General features: G+C 68.7%; 24 protein-coding genes. 10 read left to right on the top strand and 14 right to left on the bottom strand.

The genetic code is table 11. The features are described 5' to 3' along the window. Positions 1-43 precede the first annotated feature (43 nt). Entirely contained in the window at positions 44-373 is a 330-nt protein-coding gene (locus tag M9M90_RS20270; protein ID WP_254835038.1) for a DUF6481 family protein, read from the top strand. Between the two features lies 1 nt (position 374). Here the strand turns inward: M9M90_RS20270 and M9M90_RS20275 are convergent, their stop codons facing one another. The 3 genes from M9M90_RS20275 to M9M90_RS20285 form a co-directional block, all read right to left on the bottom strand. Continuing rightward, positions 375-1,643 carry a sulfatase gene (locus M9M90_RS20275; RefSeq protein ID WP_254835039.1) on the bottom strand — a complete coding sequence of 423 codons (1,269 nt, stop codon included), beginning with the start codon at positions 1,641-1,643 and terminating at the stop codon, positions 375-377. A gap of 54 nt (positions 1,644-1,697) precedes the next feature. Continuing rightward, entirely contained in the window at positions 1,698-2,618 is a 921-nt protein-coding gene (locus M9M90_RS20280) for a bifunctional helix-turn-helix transcriptional regulator/GNAT family N-acetyltransferase (protein WP_254835040.1), read from the bottom strand. 81 nt (positions 2,619-2,699) lie between these two features. Further along, the gene (locus M9M90_RS20285; RefSeq protein ID WP_254835041.1) at positions 2,700-3,143 is read right to left on the bottom strand and encodes a MarR family winged helix-turn-helix transcriptional regulator; all 444 of its coding nucleotides are present in this window, start codon (positions 3,141-3,143) and stop codon (positions 2,700-2,702) included. Positions 3,144-3,228: 85 nt separating this feature from the next. On the opposite strand from M9M90_RS20285, the gene M9M90_RS20290 reads away from it, so the two are divergent. Further along, positions 3,229-4,215 carry a D-2-hydroxyacid dehydrogenase gene (locus M9M90_RS20290; protein WP_254835042.1) on the top strand — a complete coding sequence of 329 codons (987 nt, stop codon included), beginning with the start codon at positions 3,229-3,231 and terminating at the stop codon, positions 4,213-4,215. Between the two features lie 14 nt (positions 4,216-4,229). Here the strand turns inward: M9M90_RS20290 and M9M90_RS21220 are convergent, their stop codons facing one another. Continuing rightward, complete coding sequence (locus M9M90_RS21220; RefSeq protein ID WP_305885130.1) at positions 4,230-4,907, bottom strand: EF-hand domain-containing protein; 678 nt, start codon at positions 4,905-4,907, stop codon at positions 4,230-4,232. Positions 4,908-5,062: 155 nt separating this feature from the next. Between M9M90_RS21220 and M9M90_RS20305 the strand changes: the two genes are divergently transcribed. The 3 genes from M9M90_RS20305 to M9M90_RS20315 all read left to right on the top strand — a co-directional run bounded on the left by M9M90_RS20305 (position 5,063) and on the right by M9M90_RS20315 (position 8,256). Further along, positions 5,063-6,094 carry an aspartate-semialdehyde dehydrogenase gene (locus M9M90_RS20305; RefSeq protein WP_254835043.1) on the top strand — a complete coding sequence of 344 codons (1,032 nt, stop codon included), beginning with the start codon at positions 5,063-5,065 and terminating at the stop codon, positions 6,092-6,094. 156 nt (positions 6,095-6,250) lie between these two features. Then, entirely contained in the window at positions 6,251-7,117 is an 867-nt protein-coding gene (gene rarD / locus M9M90_RS20310; RefSeq protein ID WP_254837175.1) for an EamA family transporter RarD, read from the top strand. A gap of 59 nt (positions 7,118-7,176) precedes the next feature. After that, positions 7,177-8,256 carry an MBL fold metallo-hydrolase gene (locus tag M9M90_RS20315; RefSeq protein WP_254835044.1) on the top strand — a complete coding sequence of 360 codons (1,080 nt, stop codon included), beginning with the start codon at positions 7,177-7,179 and terminating at the stop codon, positions 8,254-8,256. A 10-nt stretch (positions 8,257-8,266) separates the two neighbouring features. On the opposite strand, the gene M9M90_RS20320 is transcribed toward M9M90_RS20315, so the two are convergent. From M9M90_RS20320 to M9M90_RS20335, 4 genes are all read right to left on the bottom strand, one after another. After that, complete coding sequence (locus M9M90_RS20320; RefSeq protein ID WP_254835045.1) at positions 8,267-9,391, bottom strand: serine hydrolase domain-containing protein; 1,125 nt, start codon at positions 9,389-9,391, stop codon at positions 8,267-8,269. Positions 9,392-9,439: 48 nt separating this feature from the next. Continuing rightward, positions 9,440-10,288 carry a PfkB family carbohydrate kinase gene (locus M9M90_RS20325; RefSeq protein WP_254835046.1) on the bottom strand — a complete coding sequence of 283 codons (849 nt, stop codon included), beginning with the start codon at positions 10,286-10,288 and terminating at the stop codon, positions 9,440-9,442. A gap of 19 nt (positions 10,289-10,307) precedes the next feature. Further along, positions 10,308-11,699 carry an adenosylhomocysteinase gene (gene ahcY, locus M9M90_RS20330; RefSeq protein ID WP_254835047.1) on the bottom strand — a complete coding sequence of 464 codons (1,392 nt, stop codon included), beginning with the start codon at positions 11,697-11,699 and terminating at the stop codon, positions 10,308-10,310. Between the two features lie 97 nt (positions 11,700-11,796). Next, positions 11,797-13,275, bottom strand: a complete 1,479-nt coding sequence (locus M9M90_RS20335; RefSeq protein WP_254835048.1) for a CHAD domain-containing protein — start codon at positions 13,273-13,275, stop codon at positions 11,797-11,799. A gap of 84 nt (positions 13,276-13,359) precedes the next feature. Between M9M90_RS20335 and bioB the strand changes: the two genes are divergently transcribed. The 4 genes from bioB (at position 13,360) to M9M90_RS20355 (ending at position 16,631) form a co-directional block, all read left to right on the top strand. Further along, positions 13,360-14,361 carry a biotin synthase BioB gene (gene bioB / locus M9M90_RS20340; RefSeq protein WP_254835049.1) on the top strand — a complete coding sequence of 334 codons (1,002 nt, stop codon included), beginning with the start codon at positions 13,360-13,362 and terminating at the stop codon, positions 14,359-14,361. Positions 14,362-14,530: 169 nt separating this feature from the next. Further along, on the top strand, positions 14,531-14,836 hold the full coding sequence (locus M9M90_RS20345) for a hypothetical protein (RefSeq protein ID WP_254835050.1): 306 nt from the start codon (positions 14,531-14,533) through the stop codon (positions 14,834-14,836). 110 nt (positions 14,837-14,946) lie between these two features. Then, entirely contained in the window at positions 14,947-15,873 is a 927-nt protein-coding gene (locus M9M90_RS20350) for an ABC transporter ATP-binding protein (protein WP_254835051.1), read from the top strand. Next, positions 15,870-16,631 carry an ABC transporter permease gene (locus M9M90_RS20355; protein ID WP_254835052.1) on the top strand — a complete coding sequence of 254 codons (762 nt, stop codon included), beginning with the start codon at positions 15,870-15,872 and terminating at the stop codon, positions 16,629-16,631. The genes M9M90_RS20350 and M9M90_RS20355 overlap by 4 nt, the downstream gene beginning before the upstream one ends. Here M9M90_RS20355 and M9M90_RS20360 read toward each other — a convergent pair. After that, the gene (locus M9M90_RS20360) at positions 16,628-17,524 is read right to left on the bottom strand and encodes a DMT family transporter (protein ID WP_254837176.1); all 897 of its coding nucleotides are present in this window, start codon (positions 17,522-17,524) and stop codon (positions 16,628-16,630) included. The genes M9M90_RS20355 and M9M90_RS20360 overlap by 4 nt on opposite strands. A gap of 208 nt (positions 17,525-17,732) precedes the next feature. Here M9M90_RS20360 and M9M90_RS20365 point away from each other — a divergent pair, with 208 nt between their 5' ends. Continuing rightward, positions 17,733-18,251 carry a hypothetical protein gene (locus M9M90_RS20365; protein WP_254835053.1) on the top strand — a complete coding sequence of 173 codons (519 nt, stop codon included), beginning with the start codon at positions 17,733-17,735 and terminating at the stop codon, positions 18,249-18,251. Between the two features lie 7 nt (positions 18,252-18,258). On the opposite strand, the gene M9M90_RS20370 is transcribed toward M9M90_RS20365, so the two are convergent. The 5 genes from M9M90_RS20370 to M9M90_RS20390 are packed head-to-tail and all read right to left on the bottom strand — an operon-like array spanning position 18,259 to position 21,729. Further along, positions 18,259-18,531 carry an HPr family phosphocarrier protein gene (locus tag M9M90_RS20370; protein WP_254835054.1) on the bottom strand — a complete coding sequence of 91 codons (273 nt, stop codon included), beginning with the start codon at positions 18,529-18,531 and terminating at the stop codon, positions 18,259-18,261. Continuing rightward, positions 18,528-18,932, bottom strand: a complete 405-nt coding sequence (locus M9M90_RS20375) for a PTS sugar transporter subunit IIA (protein ID WP_254835055.1) — start codon at positions 18,930-18,932, stop codon at positions 18,528-18,530. Before M9M90_RS20375 ends, M9M90_RS20370 begins: the two co-directional genes overlap by 4 nt. A gap of 10 nt (positions 18,933-18,942) precedes the next feature. Next, a complete protein-coding gene (locus tag M9M90_RS20380; RefSeq protein ID WP_254835056.1) occupies positions 18,943-19,428 on the bottom strand; it encodes an HPr kinase/phosphorylase in 486 nt (161 codons plus the stop codon). Continuing rightward, entirely contained in the window at positions 19,425-21,044 is a 1,620-nt protein-coding gene (locus M9M90_RS20385) for an ATP-binding protein (protein ID WP_254835057.1), read from the bottom strand. The genes M9M90_RS20380 and M9M90_RS20385 overlap by 4 nt, the downstream gene beginning before the upstream one ends. After that, entirely contained in the window at positions 21,013-21,729 is a 717-nt protein-coding gene (locus M9M90_RS20390) for a response regulator transcription factor (RefSeq protein ID WP_254835058.1), read from the bottom strand. Before M9M90_RS20390 ends, M9M90_RS20385 begins: the two co-directional genes overlap by 32 nt. Between the last annotated feature and the right edge of the window lie 127 nt (positions 21,730-21,856).

Genomic DNA, 21,856 nt, shown 5'->3' on the forward strand with positions numbered 1-21,856 from the left:
AGCGGTTGCAATTTCGCGCCAAATGTCACATGTCAGCGCCCGCATGAGAGACTTGAAGAACAACCGTTTCGACGAACGCGCCGCCGCCTCACTCGAGGCCAAGAAGGCCCTCCTGGCGAAGATGAAGGTCAAGCCGACCGTCACCGCCGCCGTCGCCCCCGACCGCGCCGCCCAGAAGGCCGCCGAACTGGCCGAGCTGCGCGCCAAGCGCGAGGCCGAACGCTCCGAGAAGCGCCGGGTCACCGCCGAGGCCGAGGCCCGCAAGGCCGAGATCGAGGCCTTCGACAGCGAGACCCGCGAGCTCGAGACGCGCGCCGCCCAAAAGGCCGCCCGCGACGCCCGCTACGCGGCCCGCAAGCAGAAGCGCCGCTGACCTAGTCGGGGTGATCGGCCGCCGAGGCCGGCGCCACGTGCGGCGGGAAGGCGCTGGCCAGCGGCTCATAGCGGGCCCTGGCCGACTCCAACCGTGCGCGCATCTCCACGGCCGCCTCGGGGAAGTTCAGCGCCACGCTGTAGTTCTCGCCCGGGTCGGCATCCATGTCGAACAGGAGCGGATAGCGGTCCAGCGGAACGTCGTGGGTCCGATAGTATGACCGCGCCACATACTTCCAGCGCGCCGTGCGAACGGCCGCCACATGGGCGTTGTCGAACAGCACGATCTCCTGGTGCGGCGACGGCGCCCCGGCCGTCAGCACGCCCGAGATGTCCCGCCCGTCCAGTTCGCGATCGCTCACCGGCGACAGCCCGGCCATGGCCAGCAGGGTCGGCAGCAGGTCGAGATTGCTGGAGAGCGCCGAAGTCACGGTCCCGGCCGGCAAGGTCCCGGGCCGCCAGGCGATGAACGGCACCCGGAATCCCCCATCCCAGGCCGAGCCGCCCTTGCGGTCGCGGAACGGTCCCGACGAGCCCTCGAACCAGGGTCCGTTGTCCGAGGTGAAGACCACCATCGTTTCCTTGTCGAGATCGAGCGCCTTCAGCCGCTCCAGCAGGCGGCCGACATTGACGTCGATCTCCTCCACCACCTCGCCATAGGCGCCGCCCGGCGAGCCGGTCAGGTCGTCAGGATTTGGCTTCAGGGGAATGTGCGGCGCGGTCAGGGCCAGCAGGACGAAGAACGGCCTCTCGCGGTTCTGCTCCACGAACGCCGTGGTCTGGGCGAAAAACCATTCGGTCAGCTTGGCGAAGTCGGCCTTGCTCTCGCTCATCGGCGTGGTGGCGCTATCGAAAATCGATAGCGGTTTCATATCGTGGCTATAGGGCAGTCCGTAGAACCGGTCGAAGCCATAGACCATGGGCGGCCAGTGCGGCGCGGCGTGGCCCAGGTGCCACTTCCCGATCAGCGCGCTGGCGTAGCCCTCGCCCAGGGCCTTGGGGATGGTCAGGGCATCGACCGGCAGGCCGGTGGTGTCGGCCGGCTGAATCACCTCGTGAGCTAGGCCGTTGCGGATGGCGTACTGGCCGGTCAGCAGCCCCGCCCGCGACGGGGTGCAGACATTGGCCGAGGCGTAGAAGTCGGACAGCCGCACGCCCTCCGCCGCCATGCGGTCGAGGTTGGGCGTGCGGATCACCGTGCCGCCGTCACAGCCGAGATCGCCGTAGCCGAGGTCGTCGGCCAGGATGACGATGAAGTTGGGCGGCCTCATGTGCGGAATCCTCTCGTGCGGGGTCGCCACCTCGCCCGCTCGACGCCGGGCTCGTCAAGCCAGCTTGAGAACCCAGGTCTCGCCGATCAGGTCGACGCCGATGGTGTCGTGCGGCGTGGAGTCGACCAGCTCGAAGCCGGCGGCGGCGTAGATGCCGCGCGCGGCGGTGAGGATGCTCTGGGTCCACAAGGTGATCTCGCCGTAGCCCGCCTCACGGGCGAAGGCGACGCATTCGGCCACCAGCCGCTTGCCCAGGCCCAGGCCCCTGGCCGACGGCTCGACCAGCAGCAGGCGCAGCTTGGACTGGTCACCCTCGCCCTTGACCAGGAAGATCGATCCGACGATCTCGCCGCCGCGCTCGGCGATCCAGCACCGCTCGCGGGCCGGGTCGAAGTTCTGGATGAAGTCGGCGGCGATCTTCGCCACCAGGGCTTCGAAGGCGTCGCCCCAGCCATACTCGCGGGCGTAGAAGACCGCGTGGCGCCAGGTCACCCAGCCCATGTCGCCGACCCGATGCGGCCGCAGGATCACCTCGCCGGGCGGCGGCCCGCCCAGCAGGCCCTCGATCTCCCGCATGGCGTCGACCAGCCGCGATCGTTCCGGAGTGGCCAGGCCGCCCAGGATACCCTCGACCGCCCCCTCCGCCGTCTGGCGCAGGCCGTTATAGGCCGCGATGCCCGCCGAGGTCAGCCAGATGGAGACGCTGCGGCCATCCTTGCGCGATGTCTCGCGGACCATCAGTCCATCGGCCTCGAACCGCTTGAGGATGCGGCTGAGATAGCCGGCGTCGAGGCCGGAGGCGGCGGCCAGGGCCTTGGGCGTCACCCCGGTGGGCGACTGGGCGACCTCGTACAGCACCCGCCCCTCTGCCAGGCTGTAGGGCGATCCCAGGTGGGCCTCGTCCAAAGCGCCGATGCGGCGGGTGTAGAAGCGATTGAACCGGCGCACGGCCGAGATCGGGTCCTGAAGCAGCATGGCGAGCCTCCCGCCGATAGCTGGCCTAGGTTAGTTGACTGAGTCAACCAACTTCCCCGGCCGTCAGAAAACCCTTGTGGGTTAAGACTTTCCGGCGGCGATGGCCCGCCGTCGCAGCAAGGTGAGCAGCTCGCCGCCGATCTCCAGCCAGGTCGGCGAGAGTCCGGATTCCAGGCCCTCGGCCCAGGCTGCCCGCCGGCGCTCGGCCTCCGAATGCGCGTTCGATCCGGCCTCGGTGAGGCGCGCCAGCTTGGCGCGGGCATGGCCGGGATTGTTCTGGAAGGCGACGAAGCCCGCCGTCGCCAGATCGTCGGTCAACCGCTGCACGCCCTGTCGGGCGACACCGAGGACACGGGCCAATTGCGACACCGTACGCGGCCCGTCCTGCTCGGCCAGGGTCGCCAGGATGCGTGCGCGGGCGTGGCTGAGGCCCAGATCGGACAACAATTTGTCATCCGCGCTGACCAGGGCGTCGTGGGCCCGATGCGTCGCCGCGATGAGTCGCGAGAGGGGATCGTTCGGCATGATATAGGATGCTGGACGCATGACATGGTGTTGTCAAACAGGATCACGCTTGGCTTCCTCGACGGGCGGCCGGTACGATTGAGCCATGCAAGCTTTCCTGTTTCGAGCGGCCTTCGACCGCATCGCCGAACGGCTTCCCGCCGTCGCCCCCGATCTCGATGTGGTCGTGCTGGAGCCCGATGGCGCCCTAAGCCTGAATGGCGCGGCCTTCGACCCGGCCCAGCTGAAGCCCGAGGTCTGGTGGCTGAGCCTGGAGGCTTTTGGCCCTCAGCGACGGGAATATTTCGGGCGGCTGCGGGATAGCGAAGACGCCCGCTGGGTCCAGACGGTGTTTGCCGGAGTCGAGCATCCCAGCTTCAAGCCCCTGGCGCGGGACGGCCTGAGAGTGACCAATTCCAGCGCCCAGGCGCCGGCCATCGCCGAGTATGTGGTGATCCACGCGCTCAGCCTGCTGCACCCCATCGAGGCCCAGGCCCGTCACCAGGTGGCTCATGAATGGAAGCCGGTGGACTTCCGCGAGGTGGGCCAGAGCCGCTGGCTGATCGTCGGCTTCGGCAATATCGGCCGCGAGATCGCCGCCCGCGCCAAGGCCTTCGGGGCCCATGTTGAGGCGGTGCGGCGCTCGCCAGGCGCCGAGGGCCTGGCCGACGCGGTGTCGACGATCGCGGACCTGCCCTCGCGCCTGCCCCAGGCCGACGTGGTGGTCCTGGCCTGCGCGCTGAACGACGACACCCGCGACCTGGCGAACGCCGGCTTCTTCGCGGCCATGAAGCCCGGTTCGATCCTGATCAATATCGGCCGTGGCGGCCTGCTGGACGAGGACGCCCTGCGCGTGAGCCTCGATTCCGATAAGCCCGGCCATGCGGTGCTGGACGTCTTCAAGACCGAGCCCCTGCCGGCCGACTCCTGGATTTGGGATCACCCCAAGATCCGCGTCACCCCGCACGCCTCCAACCGAGGCGCGCTCACCGGCGCGCGCGGCGAGACACTGTTCCTCGAAAACCTGGGCCGCTACGTCCGCGGCGCCCCCCTGCTCAACCCGGTCAATCCGGGGGACATCGGAGTGGGATGACGCCCTGGCCGTGATCAGGCGCTAGCGGGGGGCTCCGGCGGCGGCGGGGCGATGAGCTCTTCGATAGGGGGCGGGGTGTTCTCGGCGGTCTCGACCGGCGGCGGAACAGGCGGCAGCGGAGCGGGCGGCTCGACCGGCGGGGGCGGCGTCGCGCCCAGCGCCAAGGCCAGTTCGGCCACGGTGACCTTGCCGTCCCCATCGCCGTCGAGGCGGTCGAAGGCGCGCTCGGCATGGGCGGCGCGGCCTTTAGCCTGGCCGGACTTCCCCGGGAGGGCGTCCTTCAGTTCATCGAGGCCGAAAGCGCCGTCGTCGTCGCCGTCGATGGCCGCCACCAGCTTTTCGGCGATGCTCTCGGGGGTGGGGACGGTCTGGTTCTTGATCAGGGCGTCCAGGGTCTTGGGACCGAAGCGACGGGCGGCGGGAGGCTCGGCCGACATGGCCGCGGGCTCGGCCGAAGTCGCCTGGGCGGCAAGAATCGCCTGGGCGGGGCGACCATTCTTGCCGTGTCCTCCCTTTTCCAGCTTCAGGAGCTCCATGACGCTGAGGGCGCCGTCGCCATCGGTGTCCAGCCTGGCGGCGATCCGTTGCTGGGCAACGGCCGTGGGGTCCCCGCCCTTGACCGGCTTGCGGTCCGGGAGGGGCGCGATCTGCGCCAAGGCGAGCTTTCCGTGCGAGAGGCCGTTGACGGACATGGCTGTCCTCCGGTGGATGTCGCCAATCCCGACGCAACCACCGTGCCAAGTGGCGATGGGCCCACTATCTAAGCCCTTGGAAGCCTTCGTCTTGCGCCCGAGAACCACAGGGCGTAACGGGACGCTCCGCGACAAGTCATCTAGAGGAGACCGCCATGGGCTATCGGGTAGCCGTGGTCGGCGCCACGGGCAATGTGGGCCGCGAGATGCTGAACATCCTCGAGGAAGTGAACTTCCCCGTGGACAAGATCCACGCGATCGCCAGCCGCAAGTCCATCGGGGTCGAAGTCTCTTTCGGCGACAAGATCGTCAAGTGCGAGGACGTCGAGCAGTTCGACTTCAGCACCGTCGACCTGGTGCTGATGAGCGTCTCGGGCACGTTCTCGAAGGAGTGGGCGCCGAAGATCGGCGCCCAGGGCCCGATCGTCATCGACAATTCCTCGGCCTGGCGGATGGACCCCGACGTGCCGTTGATCGTGCCGGAGGTGAACCCGGACGACGTCAGCTACGCCGCCAAGAAGAACATCATCGCCAACCCCAACTGCTCGACGGCCCAGCTGGTCGTGGCGCTGAAGCCCCTGCATGACCGGGCCCGCATCAAGCGGGTGGTGGTCTCGACCTACCAGTCGGTCTCCGGCGCGGGCAAGGAAGGCATGGACGAGCTGTGGGACCAGACCAAGGGCGTCTTCGTCCTGGGCGCGCCCGAGCCCAAGAAGTTCCCCAAGCAGATCGCCTTCAACGTCATCCCCTTCATCGGGTCGTTCAACGAGGATGGCTACACCGACGAAGAAGCCAAGATGTGGCAAGAGACCCACAAGATGATCGACCCGTCGATCAAGCTGACGGTCACCTGCGTCCGCGTGCCGGTGATGGTCGGTCACTCCGAGTCGGTGAACATCGAGTTCCATGACCCCATCGACGAGGACGAGGCCCGCGACCTGCTGCGCGAGAGCCCGGGCGTCATCGTCATCGATCAGCGGCACGACAAGGGCTACATGACCCCCAAGGAGGCCCAGGGCGAGTTCCCGGTCTTCATCAGCCGCATCCGCAACGACCCCACGGTCGAGCACGGCCTCAACATGTGGGTCGTCGCCGACAACCTGCGCAAGGGCGCGGCGCTCAACGCGGTGCAGATCGCCGAACTGCTGCATGAGCGCGGCCTGATCAAGACGAAGGCCATCGCCTAGGCCGGTCGGGCCCACGAATTGCGCGTCCGAAACCCGCTGATCGGGTGAGCCCTGGGGCTTGCCCGAGCCGCCCGCGACCCTAGGTAAGACGCGCCAGGCGACCCTGGCCTGCCCGAAAGGCCCGCCTTGGCCAAGACGCCCGCCAACACCGCGCTCATGGCCGGGATCGCCTGCTACCTCATCTGGGGCTTCGTGCCCCTGGCCTTCCAGGTGATCGGCGCTTTCGGGGTCGGTTCCTGGGAGATCCTGGCGCACCGGATCGTCTGGAGCGTGCCGACCGCGCTGATCTTCGTGCTGCTGGCCCGCCAGTGGCGCCAGGTGGTCGCGGTGTTCCGCCAGCCCAAGGTGCTGGCCTGGCTCTGCCTGTCATCGGCCCTGATCACCGCCAACTGGATCGTGTTCATCTGGGCGGTGAATTCCGGCCGGGTGCTGGAAAGCAGCCTCGGCTACTACATCAATCCCCTGGTCAACATGGCCTGCGGGGCGCTGCTGTTCCGCGAGCGCATCGACAAGATCGGCCAGGCGGCCATCGGCCTGGCCATACTGGGCGTCACCATCCAGGCCTTCGCGCTCGGCCACCTGCCGCTGGTCTCCCTGATCCTGGCCTTCAGCTTCGGCGGCTACGGGGTGGTGCGCAAACAGGTGGCCGCCGACGCCCAGACCGGCCTCTTCGTGGAGTGCCTGATCCTGGGCCTGCCCAGCCTGGCCTTCATCCTGTGGCTGGAACAGCAGGGCGGCGGGCATTTCCTCGGAAACCCGGCGGCCACCGCCTGGCTGCTGGCCTCGGGGCCGATCACCGCCGTGCCCCTGGTGCTGTTCGCCTGGGCGGCGCGGCGCCTGCCGCTGTCGGCCATCGGCTTCCTGCAGTTCATCGCCCCCACGATCAGCTTCGCCATCGGCGTCGCCCAGGGCGAGGCCTTCACGCCGCTGCGGGCGCTCTCCTTCGTGTTCATCTGGGGCGGGGCGGTGGTGTTCGCCTATGGCGCATGGCGTCGCGCGCGGGCGCTAAGCGCCGCCGCATGACGAAGGCTTAACTAGGCCGCCGGGCCAGGACGGGCTTAGCCTCCTCGCCGGAGGCTGGCATGATCCGAACCATCCTGACGCTCTGGGCCCTGGCTCTGGCGGGCCCGGCCGTGGCCGCGGCCCTGACGCCGGCCCAGGTCTTCGCCCGCGAGACCACCGCCGTCGCGCCGCACATCTGGCTGATCGCCAAGCCGGCCGTCACCGACCCGCCCTTCGAGGGCAATGTGGTGGTGATCGAACAGGCCAGGGGCCTGGTGGTGGTCGACGCCGGCGGGGCGCCCGTCTCGGGGCAGGCCGTCGTGGCTCAAATCCGCAAGCTGTCGGGCAAGCCGGTGAGCTGGCTGGTCTACACCCACTATCACGGCGACCATAACCTGGGCGCCGGCGCCGTCCGCGCCGCCTGGCCGGGCGTCCAGATCGTCTCCAGCGCCCGCACCCGGGAGAACATGACCGGGCCGCCCATGGCCTATGTGACGACCTACGGGAAATCCTATGGCGAGATGGCCGCCTTCGCCGCCGCCCAGGCCGGAGACGCCAAGCTACCCCAGGCATTGCGCGACGGCTGGCGCCGCGCCGCCGAGGCAGGGCCGGCCATGGTCGAGGCCTATTCCGACCTCAAGCCCTATCCCGCCGACCTGACCTTCGAGAGCCGCATCAAGCTCGCCGACGAGGTCGCGCCGGTGGAGATCGCCTATCTGGGCCGCGCCAACACCGACGGCGACGTGGTGGTCTGGGCGCCGAAGCAGCGGGTGCTGGCGACCGGCGACATCGTGGTCGCCCCGATTCCCTACGCGGCCCATACCTTTCCGGGCGACTGGATCGAGGTGCTGCGCAAGCTGAAGGCCTACGACTTCAAGCTCCTGATCCCCGGCCACGGGCCGCCGCAGACCGATCGGGCCTATCTCGACCGGCTGATCGCCGCCCTGGAGAGCGTCCGCGCCCAGGTCGCGCCCCTGGCCAAGGCCGACCTGCCGCTCGACGAGGTGCGCAGGCGCATCGACCTGGAGCCGATCCGCAAGGCCTTCGCCGGCGACGATCCCTGGCTGCGTTACGTGCTTTCGGCGGTGTTCACCGGCGACCTGATCGCCAACGCCTACAAGGAGGCGCGGGGCGAGACCGTGATCCAGGGCAAGGGATGACAGCGCGCTGTCAAAGACAAGCGTAGGCGGCCTCGATCAACCGCTTTGGGCGGCCGTCGCCCAGCAGGTCGGTGGATTGCTTGTTCATCACATAGGCGCCCGCCAGCCTGGTCTGCGGATCGGCGAAGGCGCAGGAGCCGCCCCAGCCGGAATGGCCGAAGGTTTCCTCGCCCGGGCCCCAGGCCTTGACCGGCGCATTGCGCATGAAGCCCGCGCCCCAGCTCATCTCGAAGGGCAGGACCAGGTCCTGGCCGCGAATGCGCTCGCGGGCCGCCTCGGTGATCAGGGCGGGCGACAGGATCACCTCGCCGTCCAGCCAGCCGTCATTGGCCAGCGCGCCCATCAGCCGGGCCAGGGCGGGCGCGGTGGCGTGGCCGTTGGCCGACGGGATCTCGATCCGCCGCCATTCGGCCTGGCCGCGGCCGGCGGGGGAAGACCAGGGTGTGAGGAAGGCGGCCCGCGTGGCCGCGTTGACCTCGCCGAAATTCGGCAGACCGCTCGGTCGCTGCAAATCTGCGGCGCGGTGATGTTCGGAATCGGGCAGGCCGATCCAGAGGTCCAGGCCGAAGGGCTCGGCCAGGTCCTGGCGCAGGGCCGTCCCCATGCTGCGCCCGTCGACCCGGCGGAAGATCTCGCCCGCCAGATAGCCGAAGGTGATCGGGTGGTAGCCGCTGGCGGTTCCCGGCGGCCACAGGGGCGCCATGGCCGCGAGCCTGGCGCAGATGGCGTCCCAGTCGAACCACAAGGCCGGGTCCATCTCGTCCGGGAAGCCGCTAAGTCCCGCCTGGTGGCTCATGACCTGCTCGACGGTGATCGCGGCCTTACCGGCCTCTACGAACTGAGGCCATACCTCGGCGACCGGCTGGTCGTACCGGAGCTTTCCGGCGTCCACGAGGCGGGCGATCAGCAGGGCGGCCATGGCCTTGGTGGTGGAGAAGACCGGGGTCAGGGTGTTCTCGTCGAACGGCTGGGTCCGCTTACGGTCTGCGTGGCCGGCCCAGAGGTCGACCACCGTTTCGCCGGCCCTGACCAGGGTGAAGCGCGCACCTAGCTCCTGGCCGGACTCAAAATTGGCGGCGAAGGCGTCGCGCACGGCGTCGAATCCCTCGCCCGCGAAACCGTGAATCTCGACCATCGGCGCTCCCGGAGCCCTTTCGATGGGAAAGAGCTCAATTTCAAAGTCTCAGGCGAGGGGTTCTATACGCATCTCGGCGTCCGGGCGCATCAGCCGCGCGCCCAGGGCCACGACGGGCAGGTCGAACGCGCGCCAGTCGCGCGCCGCGTCCACGGCCATGGCCGCGGCGCGGGCGGCGCGTTCGGCGGCGGCCGGGCCTGAGAGCCCCTCGACCAGGCCCGCACCGAACAGCGCCGTCACCAGGTCTCCGGTCCCATTGGGAACGCCGTCGCGGCGCGCGTGGGCGAACAGGGTCGATCCGGCGGGCTCGCTGCAGACCATGGCGATCTCGCCCTCGCCGGCCGGAACCGAGGTCACCAGGGCCGGCTTGCCGAGCGCGCGCACAGCTTCGACCACGCCGGCCGCATCGGCGATCTCCCGGCCGGTGAGATGGGAGAGTTCCCAGAGATTGGGGGTGATCCAGTCGGCCAGGGGGACCAGGTCATCGGCGATCGCCCGGGCGACCTCGGGCTTCACATAGAGTCCCTTGGGCATGTCGCCGAGAACGGGATCGACCACCACCATGGGGGCGGGGCGAAAGGCTCCGGCCCGGCCGGCGGCGCGGACCCGGGCGATGGTCTGACAGGCCAGCGCCACCTGCTCGGGAGTGGAGAAGTGGCCGGTGATCACCAGGTCGGCCAGGCCGAACAGGCCCTGGGCTTCCACGCCGTTCAGCAGGTCGTGGAAGAGGTCGGCCTCCACCGCCTTGCCGCGCCCGCCCTTGGCGGGGCTGCGGCCGTAAAGGACGGTGGGGACCAGCACCGGATCGATCCCGCAGGCCGCGAGCGCGAATTGCTGCGCCCCGCCGCCGATCCGGTCGGCGGCGACATAGGAGGAGAGGATCAGCGCGAGCGGCATCCTCTCCTCCTACATCATCCTAGTAGCGGTAGTGGTCCGGCTTGAACGGGCCGGTTTCCGGCACGCCGATATAGTCGGCCTGTTCCTTCGACAGCTTGGTCAGCTTCGCGCCCAGCTTGCCGAGGTGCAGCATGGCCACCTTCTCGTCGAGGTGCTTGGGCAGGGTGTAGACCTTGGTCTCGTACTTCGACGCGTTGGTCCACAGCTCGATCTGGGCCAGGGTCTGGTTGGTGAAGCTGGCGCTCATCACGAAGCTGGGGTGGCCGGTGGCGTTGCCCAGGTTCACCAGGCGGCCCTCGGACAGGACGATGATCTTCTTGCCGTCCGGGAACTCCACATGGTGGACCTGCGGCTTGATCTCGTCCCACTTGAAGTTCTTCAGGCCGGCGATCTGAATCTCGGAATCGAAGTGGCCGATATTGGCGACGATGGCGTTGTTCTTCATCCGCCGCATGTGGTCGACGGTGAGGACGTCCTTGTTGCCGGTGGCGGTGACGAAGATGTCGGCCTTGTCGGCCACGTCGTCCATGGTCTGGACCTCGTAGCCCTCCATGGCCGCCTGCAGGGCGCAGATCGGGTCGATCTCGGTGACGATGACCCGGGCGCCGCCGTTCTTCAGCGAGGCGGCCGAGCCCTTGCCCACGTCACCATAGCCGAGGACCACGGCGACCTTGCCCGACAGCATGACGTCGGTGCCGCGGCGGATGGCGTCGACCAGGCTCTCGCGGCAGCCGTAGAGGTTGTCGAACTTCGACTTGGTGACGCTGTCATTGACGTTGATGGCCGGGAACGGCAGCTCGCCGCGCTCGCTCATCTGGTAGAGGCGGTGGACGCCCGTGGTGGTCTCTTCCGACACGCCGGTGCAGGCGTCGCGGATGGCCGAATAGAAGCCGGGCTTTTCCTTCAGATAGCGCTTCATCACCGTGTAGAGCGCTTCTTCCTCCTCGTTCTGCGGGTTGTTGAGGACCGAGGGGTCCTTCTCGGCCTTGGGGCCCAGCACGCAGAGCAGGGTGGCGTCGCCGCCGTCGTCGAGGATCAGATTCGGGTAGCCGCCGTCGTGCCACTCGAAGATCTTGTGGGCGTATTCCCAGTACTCGATCAGGTTCTCGCCCTTGATCGCGAAGACCGGGGTGCCGTTGGCGGCGATGGCCGCGGCGGCGTGGTCCTGGGTGGAGAAGATGTTGCAGGAGGCCCAGCGGACCTCGGCGCCGAGCGCTTCCAGGGTCTGGATCAGCACGGCGGTCTGGATGGTCATGTGCAGGGAGCCGGCGATCCGGGCGCCCTTCAGCACCTGGGCCTTGCCGAACTCGGCGCGCACGGCCATCAGGCCCGGCATCTCGGTTTCGGCGATTTCGATTTCCTTGCGACCGTAGTCGGCGAGGGTGATGTCTTTCACGACATAGTCGGTCATGGGGCGTCCTGTCGGCGGAAGTGCGTTTGACGGCTCTATAGCCGTGAGGTCGATACGGAGCAACAAGACATATAAAGAAATCTTTATATGACTGGATTCACCAATAGACCCGCGTCTCCGCGAGCCGGGTCATGGCCTTGGCGGCGGCCTTCAGGGTCTCGGGTTTCTGAGCCGCGCGGGCGGCGAGCAGGCGCTTGGCGGCGGCGAGCGCCGGGCCCTTGAGCGACAGCCGCGCCACCAGCTCGGCCGCCACGACGCCGTCGTTGAGCGCCCCCAGATGTTCCTGCAGCACCTTCAGGGTCTTGATGAACGGCTTGGCGTCGGCGTCGAACAGCGGCGCGAAGGCCTCGGCGGCGTAGCGCAGCTTCTTGGCGGCGATCCGCGCTTCGTGGCGGTCGACGTCGGAGTGGGTTTCCACGTCGCGGCCGAGCTTCAGCAGGGTCTTGCGCCGATGGCTGAGCGCCTTGGCCGCGAAGCCCTGGACCGGCGCATCGCGGGCGCGGCGGGCGGCCTTGCCATGGGCGGTCAGCCAGGCGCCGGTCTCCACCCAGGCGGTGGCCTCCAGCACCAGGTCGCGGAAACGCCTCGAGGCGACCGCGGCGCAGGCCTTGGCGTGGCCGCGCTGGCGGGCGGCCTCCACCACCGGCGCGAGGGCGGCGAGGTCCAGGCCGGGCTCGGCGAATTCGTCGTTCTCGAGGGCGAAGACGTCCAGGTCGCGGGCCTCGTCGCAGGCCCGGGCCAGCCATTTCAGCTCGGCCTTGATCGCCTCGGCCGGCTCGCCGGCGGTGATGCTCTTGAAGGTGGAGATGGCGCTGCGCAGGCGGCGCACGGCGACGCGCAGCTGATGCACCGCCTCGACGCTGTCGGCCTCGCGCAGCACCACGCCATTGGCGGCGATCTGCACCAGGGTGTTGCGGGCTATGGCCTGGAAGGCCTGGGCCGTGGAGAGCCCGCGGGCCAGGGGCGCCTTGTCGTGCCGGCGCGGGGCGCGGTCGGTCCCGTCCGCCAGGCCGTAGCCCTGCGAGGCCTTGCCGTCGAAGGAGAGATAGAGCGGCGCGGTCCTGGAAAGCTGTCGCGCCAGTTCGAACATGCCGTCGCAGCCGCCGGCCTTCAGCTCCAGCTCCACCTCGCTGACCCTCCGGACCCGGTCGCCCGCCTGGACCTCGCCCTCGTCCACCGCGATCTCGATGCGCGAACCGCCGAAGTCGAAAGTCCGCTGGCGACGCACCACCCGAACCGTGAAGCGGGGGCCCAGCGCCTTGCGCCGCGCCGCGCCCGGCAGGGCGGCCTTCAGGGCCGGCATGGCGAGGTCGAGGGCCGACCCGTTCAGGGTCGCCTCATGCTCCTCGCGGGCGAAGCCGTCGCCGCGCTTCAGGGTCTGCACCCGCTTGCCGCCGCCCTCGCGGATCCGCAGGGATATCCGCTGCTTGCGCAGGTCGCCGTCGGGGGTGTCGAAATAGGTGGAGACGAGATCCTTGCTCTCCGTTTCGCCGTCCGGGGCGGCGGCCAGCACGGCCGCGAGGTCGGCCGGCTCGCACAGAAATTTCAGCTCAATCTCGTCTTCCGCTACGTGCATAGGCTAAAGGCTCCCGGCTGGTGGCGCTCCCGCCTGGGAGTCAGGCCGCCTAAGGTGGCGCCCGTTCGCTTCAGGAGACCCTAGATGAACGCTCACGTCCGTCCCGTCGATCCCGCGCAACCTCGGCATGATTGGACGTTAGCGGAGGTGGAGGCCCTGTTCGAGCTTCCCTTCGCCGAACTGGTGTTCCGCGCCGCGCAGATTCACCGCGCGTGGTTCGACCCCGCCGAGGTTCAGCTCTCGCAGCTGCTGTCGGTCAAGACGGGGGGCTGCGCGGAGAACTGCGGCTATTGCAGCCAGTCGCAGCACTTCCAGACCGGGGTGACCGCCACCAAGCTGCTGGACGCCGAGACGGTGATCGCCGCCGCCGCCGAGGCCAAGGCCGGTGGGGCGCAGCGCTTCTGCATGGGCGCGGCCTGGCGCGACCTGAAGGACCGCGACGTGCCCAAGGTGGCCGCCATGATCTCGGGTGTGAAGGCGTTGGGCCTGGAGACCTGCGCGACGCTGGGCATGATGACCCGCGACCAGGCCCAGGCGCTGAAGGACGCCGGCCTGGACTACTACAACCACAACCTCGACACCGGCCCGGACTATTATGACAAGGTGGTGACAACCCGCACCTACCAGGACCGGCTCGACACGCTGGAAGCCGTCCGCTCCGTGGGGATGGCCACCTGCTGCGGCGGCATCGTCGGCATGGGCGAGACCCGCACCGACCGCGCCGGCCTGCTGCATGCGCTGGCCACCCTGCCCGCCCACCCGGACTCCCTTCCGATCAACGACCTGATGCCGATCCCGGGCACGCCGCTCGGCGGCTCCAATCCGGTCGACGGCTTCGAGTTCGTCCGGATGATCGCCGTCGCCCGCATCGTCTGCCCGAAGACCGTGGTCCGCCTCTCGGCCGGCCGCGAGCATATGAGCCGCGAATTGCAGGCGCTGTGCTTCCTGGCCGGCGCCAACTCCATGTTCATCGGCGGCAGGCTGCTCACCACCGCCAATCCGGACAAGGACACCGACGCCGCCCTGATGGCCGATCTGGGCATGCGGCCCATGACCATGGGCGCGAAGGCGACCGTCGAGGCGTAGTGGCGGCCCCGGCAAGAGTTCCCGCCCGCGGCAGAATGTGCACGGCGAAGCTTGCCGACGCGGACGGCAAGTGGGCGGCGGATCGTTCATAAAACCTTGAAAACCCTCGCCTCGGCGAGTGTCGCACATATTTTGCAATCCTGGCGGGCAGCACCTGGAGCCCCCCACCATGCACATCGCCAGCTCTCCCTTCGCGGCCCACCAAGCCAAGCCCGCCGCCTCCGGCTTCTTCATCGCGCCCGAAAAGGCCGACAGCCCGGTCAAGCAAGAGTTCCTCGAATACGCGCGGATGACGCCGGCCGAGAAGGTTCGCAGGGATATCCTCGAGGCGATGGGCCTCAAGGAAGAGGACCTGGCGGGCCTGGACCCCAAGCTGCGGGAAGCCATCGAGAACCGCATCAAGGAGACGATCAAGATGAAGGTCGAGGCGAGCGAGGAGCAGCAGACCGGCGTCTATATCGACATCAAGGCCTGAGACCGACCCCGCCGATGTCGGGGCGGAACCGTTCAATTCGTCCTGTGGGCTAGCTTGACCCTGCGCGCGCGCCTATCTGGCTGGGACGCCGAGAATAGCCCGGAGCCCGCGTGCAGCCGATCATTTCCGTATCCGGTCTCTCGAAGACCTATGCCGGGGGCTTCCAGGCGCTGAAGAGCGTCGACCTCGATATCCGCAAGGGTGAGATTTTCGCTCTGCTTGGCCCGAACGGGGCCGGTAAGACCACCCTGATCAGCATCATCTGCGGGATCGTCAACGCGACGACCGGAACCGTGGTCGCCGACGGGCACGACATCCGCAAGGAATACCGCGCCGCCCGCTCCAAGATCGGCCTGGTTCCCCAGGAGCTTTCCACCGACGCCTTCGAAACCGTCTGGGCCACGGTGAAGTTCTCCCGCGGCCTCTTCGGCAGGCCGCCCAACAACGGCTACCTCGAGAAGGTGCTGCGCGACCTCAGCCTCTGGGACAAGAAGGACACCAAGATCATGGCGCTTTCCGGCGGCATGAAGCGCCGGGTGATGATCGCCAAGGCGCTCAGCCACGAGCCGCGGATCCTGTTCCTGGACGAGCCCACCGCCGGGGTCGATGTCGAGCTGCGCCGCGACATGTGGGAGATGGTCCGGCGCCTGCGCGAGAGCGGCGTCACCATCATCCTGACCACCCACTATATCGAGGAGGCCGAGGAGATGGCCGACCGGATCGGGGTGATCAATAACGGCGAGCTGATCCTGGTCGAGGACAAGGACGTGCTCATGCGCAAGCTGGGCAAGAAGCAGCTCACCCTGCACCTGCAGACCCCGCTCACCGACCTGCCGGCCGGTCTGGACGCCTACCAGCTGGAACTGGCCGCCGACGGCCAGGAGCTCACCTACACCTTCAACGCCCAGGCCGACGAGACCGGGATCGCCGCCCTCCTGCGCCAGCTCAACGGCGCGGGTGTGGACTTCAAGGACCTTCAGACCAAGGAAAGCTCCCTGGAGGAGATCTTCGTCAGCCTGGTGAGCACGCGCCCATGAACCTGCACGCCATCAAGGCCATCTATATCTTCGAGCTGGCGCGCACCTGGCGCACGCTGCTGCAGTCGATCGCCTCGCCGGTGATCTCGACCTCGCTCTATTTCGTCGTCTTCGGCTCGGCCATCGGCTCGCGGATGGCGCAGATCGACGGGGTCAGCTACGGCGCCTTCATCGTGCCCGGCCTGATCATGCTGTCGATCCTCACCGAGAGCATCTCGAACGCCAGCTTCGGCATCTACATGCCTAAGTGGTCCGGCACGATCTACGAGGTGCTGTCGGCGCCGATCTCGGCCTTCGAGATCGTCATCGGCTATGTGGGCGCGGCGGCCACCAAGTCGGTGATCCTGGGGCTCATCATCCTGGCCACGGCGCGGCTGTTCGTGGACTTCAGCATCCTGCATCCCGGGGTGATGCTCGCCTTCCTGGTGCTCACCTCGCTGACTTTCAGCCTGTTCGGCTTCGTCATCGGCGTCTGGGCCGACGGCTTCGAGAAGCTGCAGATCGTGCCGACCATGATCGTCACGCCGCTGACCTTCCTGGGCGGCAGCTTCTATTCGATCAGCATGCTGCCGGAGGTCTGGCAGAAGATCGCCCTGTTCAACCCGGTGGTCTATCTGGTCTCGGGCTTTCGCTGGGCCTTCTACGGGGTGTCCGACGTCGATGTGGGGCTCAGCCTGACCGCCACCTTCGGCTTCATGGCGCTCTGCCTGGTGGCGATCTGGCAGATCTTCCGCACGGGCTACAAGCTGAAGACCTAGGCCGGGGTCGGCGGCGGGGCGCCCCCCAGGTCCGAAGGGGGTGCGCGGCCCTCGCCCAGCACCACCGCAAAGCTTCCGGCGATGATCAGCAGCCCGCCCAGGGCAAGCGCCAGGGTCAGGTGGTCGCCGAACGCCAGGACCCCGAGGGTCGCGCCCATCAGCGGCTCGATATTGATGAACACCCCGGCGCTGGCCGCGCCCACCCGGGCCGAGCCGAACTGCCACGCCGCGGTCGCCAGCAGGGTGGCGAAGACGCCCTGGCCGACGATGCCCGCCCAGGCGAAGGCGCTGAGATCCAGCTTCGGAGGGCCGTGCATGAAGAGGGCGATGGGCAGGATGGTCGCCGCCGCCACGATCACCGTGACCGACGGAACCGCCATCGGGTCGGCGGGCTTCGGCGCGTGGCGCAGCACCAGCAGCCAGGCCAGGAAGATCAGCAGGGCGCCCAGCGACAACGCCACCCCGAGCGGCGAACCGGCCCCGTCCGGCTTCCCGGCGATCAGAACCGCGCCCAGGGTCGCCGCCGCCACCCCTGCCCAGGACGCCCGGCTGACCCGCTCGCCCAGGAACCGGGCGGACAGGGCGATCAGGGCCGGCATCAGCCCGACCATCAGGGCCGCCAGGGTCACGCTGACATGGGCCAGCCCCTCGAACTGCACCATGAAAGCGACGCCGTAGAGCGCGCCGGCCAGCAGGACGGGCGGTGAGCGGAACAGCGCCCGCGTCTCGGCGCGCCGCAGGGCGAACGGCGCGGCGGCTAGGGCCGCGACCGCGAACCGCAGCAGGATCATATGCGCCGCCTCGGTTTCCTGCAGGACCAGCTTGCCCAGGGGAAAGCCCAGTCCCCAGGAGGCGCCGGCCAGGGCGAGGGCAAGGAAGGCGAGGCTCTTCATGGCCGCTTCCTGCCGCATTCGCCGCGTCCTGGCGAGAGGCGGCCGTCATGCCTAAGGCCCTTTAGGGACGATTCTTCACGTCGAATTCAGCGCCGCCCGGGAGGATGCGCGTCGGCGAGGCCCTATGCACATTTCCAGACTTGAGGTGGGCCAGAGCGGGCCCTCCGCCCCCAATTTTCCGGGTGGCCTCCCCGCCGCGATGGCGGCGTTGAACGATTCCGCCGGGGCGCTGGGCCATCAGCTGAAGGCCTACCATGCCCTGGCCGGACGCTGGCGCGAGGCCGGGCCGGCAGAGCGGGCCGCCCTGGCCCCGACACTGACCGAGTCGCCCTTCGCCCAGCGGGTGCAATCGACCCTCAACGCCTTCACCCGCGCCGCCTGGGCCGGACCCGACGCCGCGCCGCCGCTACCCCAGGCCAAGGTCCTGGAGGCCTTCGACGCCCTGTCCGAGCCGGACCGCGAGATCGTCGCGGCCATGCAGGTGGATACCTCGGGCGAACCTGCCTACGCCTCGGCCAAGGCCTATCGCGCGCGCCTGCAGGCCGATCTCGAGGCTGCGCGCGCGCCCCAGGGCGACCGGGCGCGGGACATGGTGACCTTGTCGGAAGAGGCCGTGCGCCACCTGGCCGGCGATGGCGAGCCAGCGTCGCCGGGGATTCCGGCGCCCGAGGCCGCGCATCCGGCGGTGGCCGCAGCGCTGGCCGCCTATGCCAGGGTGGCGCGCTGAGCGGGCGCTATTCGTCCTCGTCGAAGCGGCGGGCGACCAGTTCGGCCAGGGCTTCGAGGGCCGCGGCGGCTTCCGACCCCTCGGCCTCGATCTCGATGGCGCTGCCGGGTCCGGCGGCCAGCATCATCAGCCCCATGATCGAGCGGGCGTCGACGGTCTGACCGTCCTTGGAGACGCGGACCTCCGCCTCGAAACTGGAGGCGAGCTTGACGAACTTCGCCGAGGCGCGGGCATGCAGCCCCCGCTTGTTGATGATGTCGACGCTGCGGACTTCGCTCACTTCTCGCCGGCCAGCACGTAGGAGGCGACGGAGATGTACTTGCGGCCGGCCTCCTGCGCGCAGGCGACGCAGTCTTCCAGGTTCTGCTTGGTGCGAACCGAGGCGAGCTTGATCAGCATGGGCAGGTTCAGGCCCGCGATCACCTCGGCCTTGGTCTGCTCCATCACCGAGATGGCCAGATTCGACGGCGTGCCGCCGAACATGTCGGTGAGCAGGATCACGCCCGCGCCCGAATTCACGCGCTCGCACGCCGCCAGGATGTCCTTGCGGCGCTTTTCCATGTCGTCTTCAGGGCCGATGCAGATCGACGCCACGGCGCTCTGCGGGCCGACCACATGCTCCATGGCGAAGATGAATTCCTCGGCCAGTCGCCCGTGCGTGACGATCACGAGCCCGATCATGCCAACTCTCTCAACGGGAATCCCCACCCGGCTGCGGCGAGACGCCGGCCGCGAGGGCGTCTTGATACGCTCGTTCCGGGCCGGCTCCAAGATGCTGCAATGCGCGACGGAGTTTCGCAGGTGCGGAGGATTCAAGCGGCGCGAGACTCAGGGCGGGCACGCTCAACCCAGCATAGTTTTCGACGGCCGGTTCGGGCAGTCTTTCCATCGGCCCGCAGCGGATCGCCAGAACGATCCGGCAGTAGCCGAGCGCGGGTTCGGTCAGGACGCCGAGGCCGCGCACCTCCATCAGCCCCGCCAGACTGTCCGGCGCCCGGCCATAGAGCGCGCCCTCGCAAGTCCAGACCAGGGTCCGGTCATCGGCCACCAGGGCGAAGCCGTCGTCCAGGCAGCGCAGGGCCAGGTCGCTCTTGCCCGCGCCGGACTCGCCCAGGATCAGCACCCCGCGCCAGCCGCCGGGGAAGAAGGCCGCGATCAGTCCCGCATGGACGATCACCGCCGCGCCTCCGGCAAGGTGACGATGAAGCGCGCTCCGACGGTCTTGCCGTCGGGACCGCGGCGGTTCTCCGCCCGGATCGATCCGCCCTGGGCCGCGGCGATCTGGCGGGCGATGGAGAGGCCCAGGCCCGAATTGCCGCCGAAGGCCGCCCCTTTCGGCCGCGACGTGTAGAAGCGTTCGAAGACCGTCTCCAGATTGTCGGCCGGGATGCCGGGGCCGTCGTCCTCGACCACCGCCGTGGCCTCGCCGCGGCCGCGCTCCAGGGAGACTCGCACCTCGCCGCCCGGCGGGCTGAACGAGCGGGCGTTGTCGATCAGGTTGCGGAACAGCTGGCCCAGCGGTCCTTCCCGGCCCGAGACCATGATGGGCTCCAGAGTCTCCGACACCTGGAAGGCGACGCTCGCCTCGCCCTTGCGCCGGGTGTCCTGGTAGAGCTGCACGACCTCGCCAAGCAGCCGGCCCAGGTCGAGGGCGCGGACGTCCTCCCGCGACAGCTCGGCGTCCAGGCGCGAGGCGTTGGAGATGTCGGTGACCAGGCGGTCCAGCCTCTGGACGTCGTTCTTCAGGATCGAGAGCAGGCGATCGCGGGCCGCCGGGTCGGAGACCAGGTCCAGGGTCTCCACCGCCGAGCGCAGGGAGGTGAGCGGGTTCTTGATCTCGTGCGCCACGTCGGCGGCGAACCGCTCGATGGCGTCCATCCGCTCCGACAGCGCCTGCGTCATGTCCTCGAGGCTGCGGGTGAGGTCGCCCAGTTCGTCATCGCGCCGCGCCAGATCGGGCAGGGAGATGGCCCGGGCCCGCGACAGCCGCACCCCGTCGGCGGCGCGCGCCAGCCGCCGGACCGGCTGGGCGATCAGATTGTTCAGCAGGACCGAGGACAGAATGCTGACCGTGATGGCGATCATGATGAAGGGCGCCAGGGCCGCGCGCTCACGGGCGATGATCTCGTCGACGTCGCTGGCCTCCAGCGTCAGGACCCCCAGCACCGCCTGGACGTGCTGGATGGGGATGGAGACCGACACCACGCGTTCGCCGTCCACCGAGGTGCGCATCCCGGCCCAATGGACCCCGCGCAGGGCCTGGCTGACCTCGATGGCCAGCGCCCGCTGGGCGGCGGGGGCCGGCGGCGGCGGCGGACGGCCCATCTTCAGGTCGAGATTCAATCCCCCGTCCTCGCGGGCCTTGGCCGGCGGTAACACCTTCCACTCGACCCGGTCGGCGACCCAGTAGCTGTCGGCGATCAGCTCGCCGCGGGCGTTGAACAGCCGCGCCCGTTGCGAGCGGGGGTTCGACAGGATCTGCAGGATCTCACTGGCGGCCGCGGCGTCGAGTTGCGGCGTCGGTTCGCCCACCGTCGCGGCGCGGTTGATCACGTTGACGATCAGTTCGCCCTGGGTGGTCAGGCTGTCTACCCGCGCGCCGACCAGGCCACGGCGCAGCTCGTTCAGCACCAACGACCCGCCGATGATGATCGCCAGGCCCAGGACGTTCAGCGCGATGATCAGCCGCCCGAGCCGCGAGCCCGGCAGCCAGCGCAGCCACCAGGACTGGCGCAGGCGTGGGGGCTTGGCCGGCGCCGGATCAGGCTTCGCGGTATCTGTAACCGACGCCATAGAGGGTTTCGATTGCGTCGAACTCAGGATCGACCTCGCGGAACTTTTTCCGCATCCGCTTGATGTGGCTGTCGATGGTGCGGTCATCGACATAGACCTGATCGTCGTAGGCGGCGTCCATCAGATTGTCGCGGCTCTTCACGAAACCGGGGCGCTGGGCCAGGGACTGAAGCAGCAGGAACTCGGTGACGGTGAGCTTGACCGGCTTCCCGTCCCACAGGCAGTCGTGGCGGGCGGGATCCAGGGTCAGCTTGCCGCGCTTCAGGGCGCGGGCCGCCACCTCGGCGCCGCCGGCCGCCGCCGCGGCGGTGTCCTCGCCTTCGATCCCGGCCCGGCGCAGCACCGCCTTCACCCGTTCGATCAGCAGGCGCTGGCTGAAGGGTTTGTGCATGTAGTCGTCGGCGCCCAGGTTGAAGCCCAGGATCTCGTCGATCTCCTCGTCCTTGGAGGTGAGGATGATCACCGGCAGGTCGGAGGTCCGGCGCAGGCGGCGCAGCACCTCCATGCCGTCCATGCGCGGCATCTTCACATCGAGGATGGCGAGGTCAGGCGGCTCGTTCTCGAGCGCGGCCAGGCCCGCGGCGCCGTCGAAATACGCCTTGACCTCGTGACCGTGGCTCTCGAGGGCGAGGCTGACTGACGTGACGATGTTCTCGTCGTCGTCCACCAGGGTGATCTTGGCCATATGTACTCGTCGCATCCTTCAGGCGAAGCTTGCATAGCTAATCGTCCGCCAGCATGGCCTCAATGGGGCGAATGATCGACAGGCGATGACGCATGCGGATTCCGGCGATCCCGGCGCGGACTGTTAA

The organism is Phenylobacterium sp. LH3H17, from assembly GCF_024298925.1.
Taxonomy (GTDB): Bacteria; Pseudomonadota; Alphaproteobacteria; order Caulobacterales; family Caulobacteraceae; genus Phenylobacterium.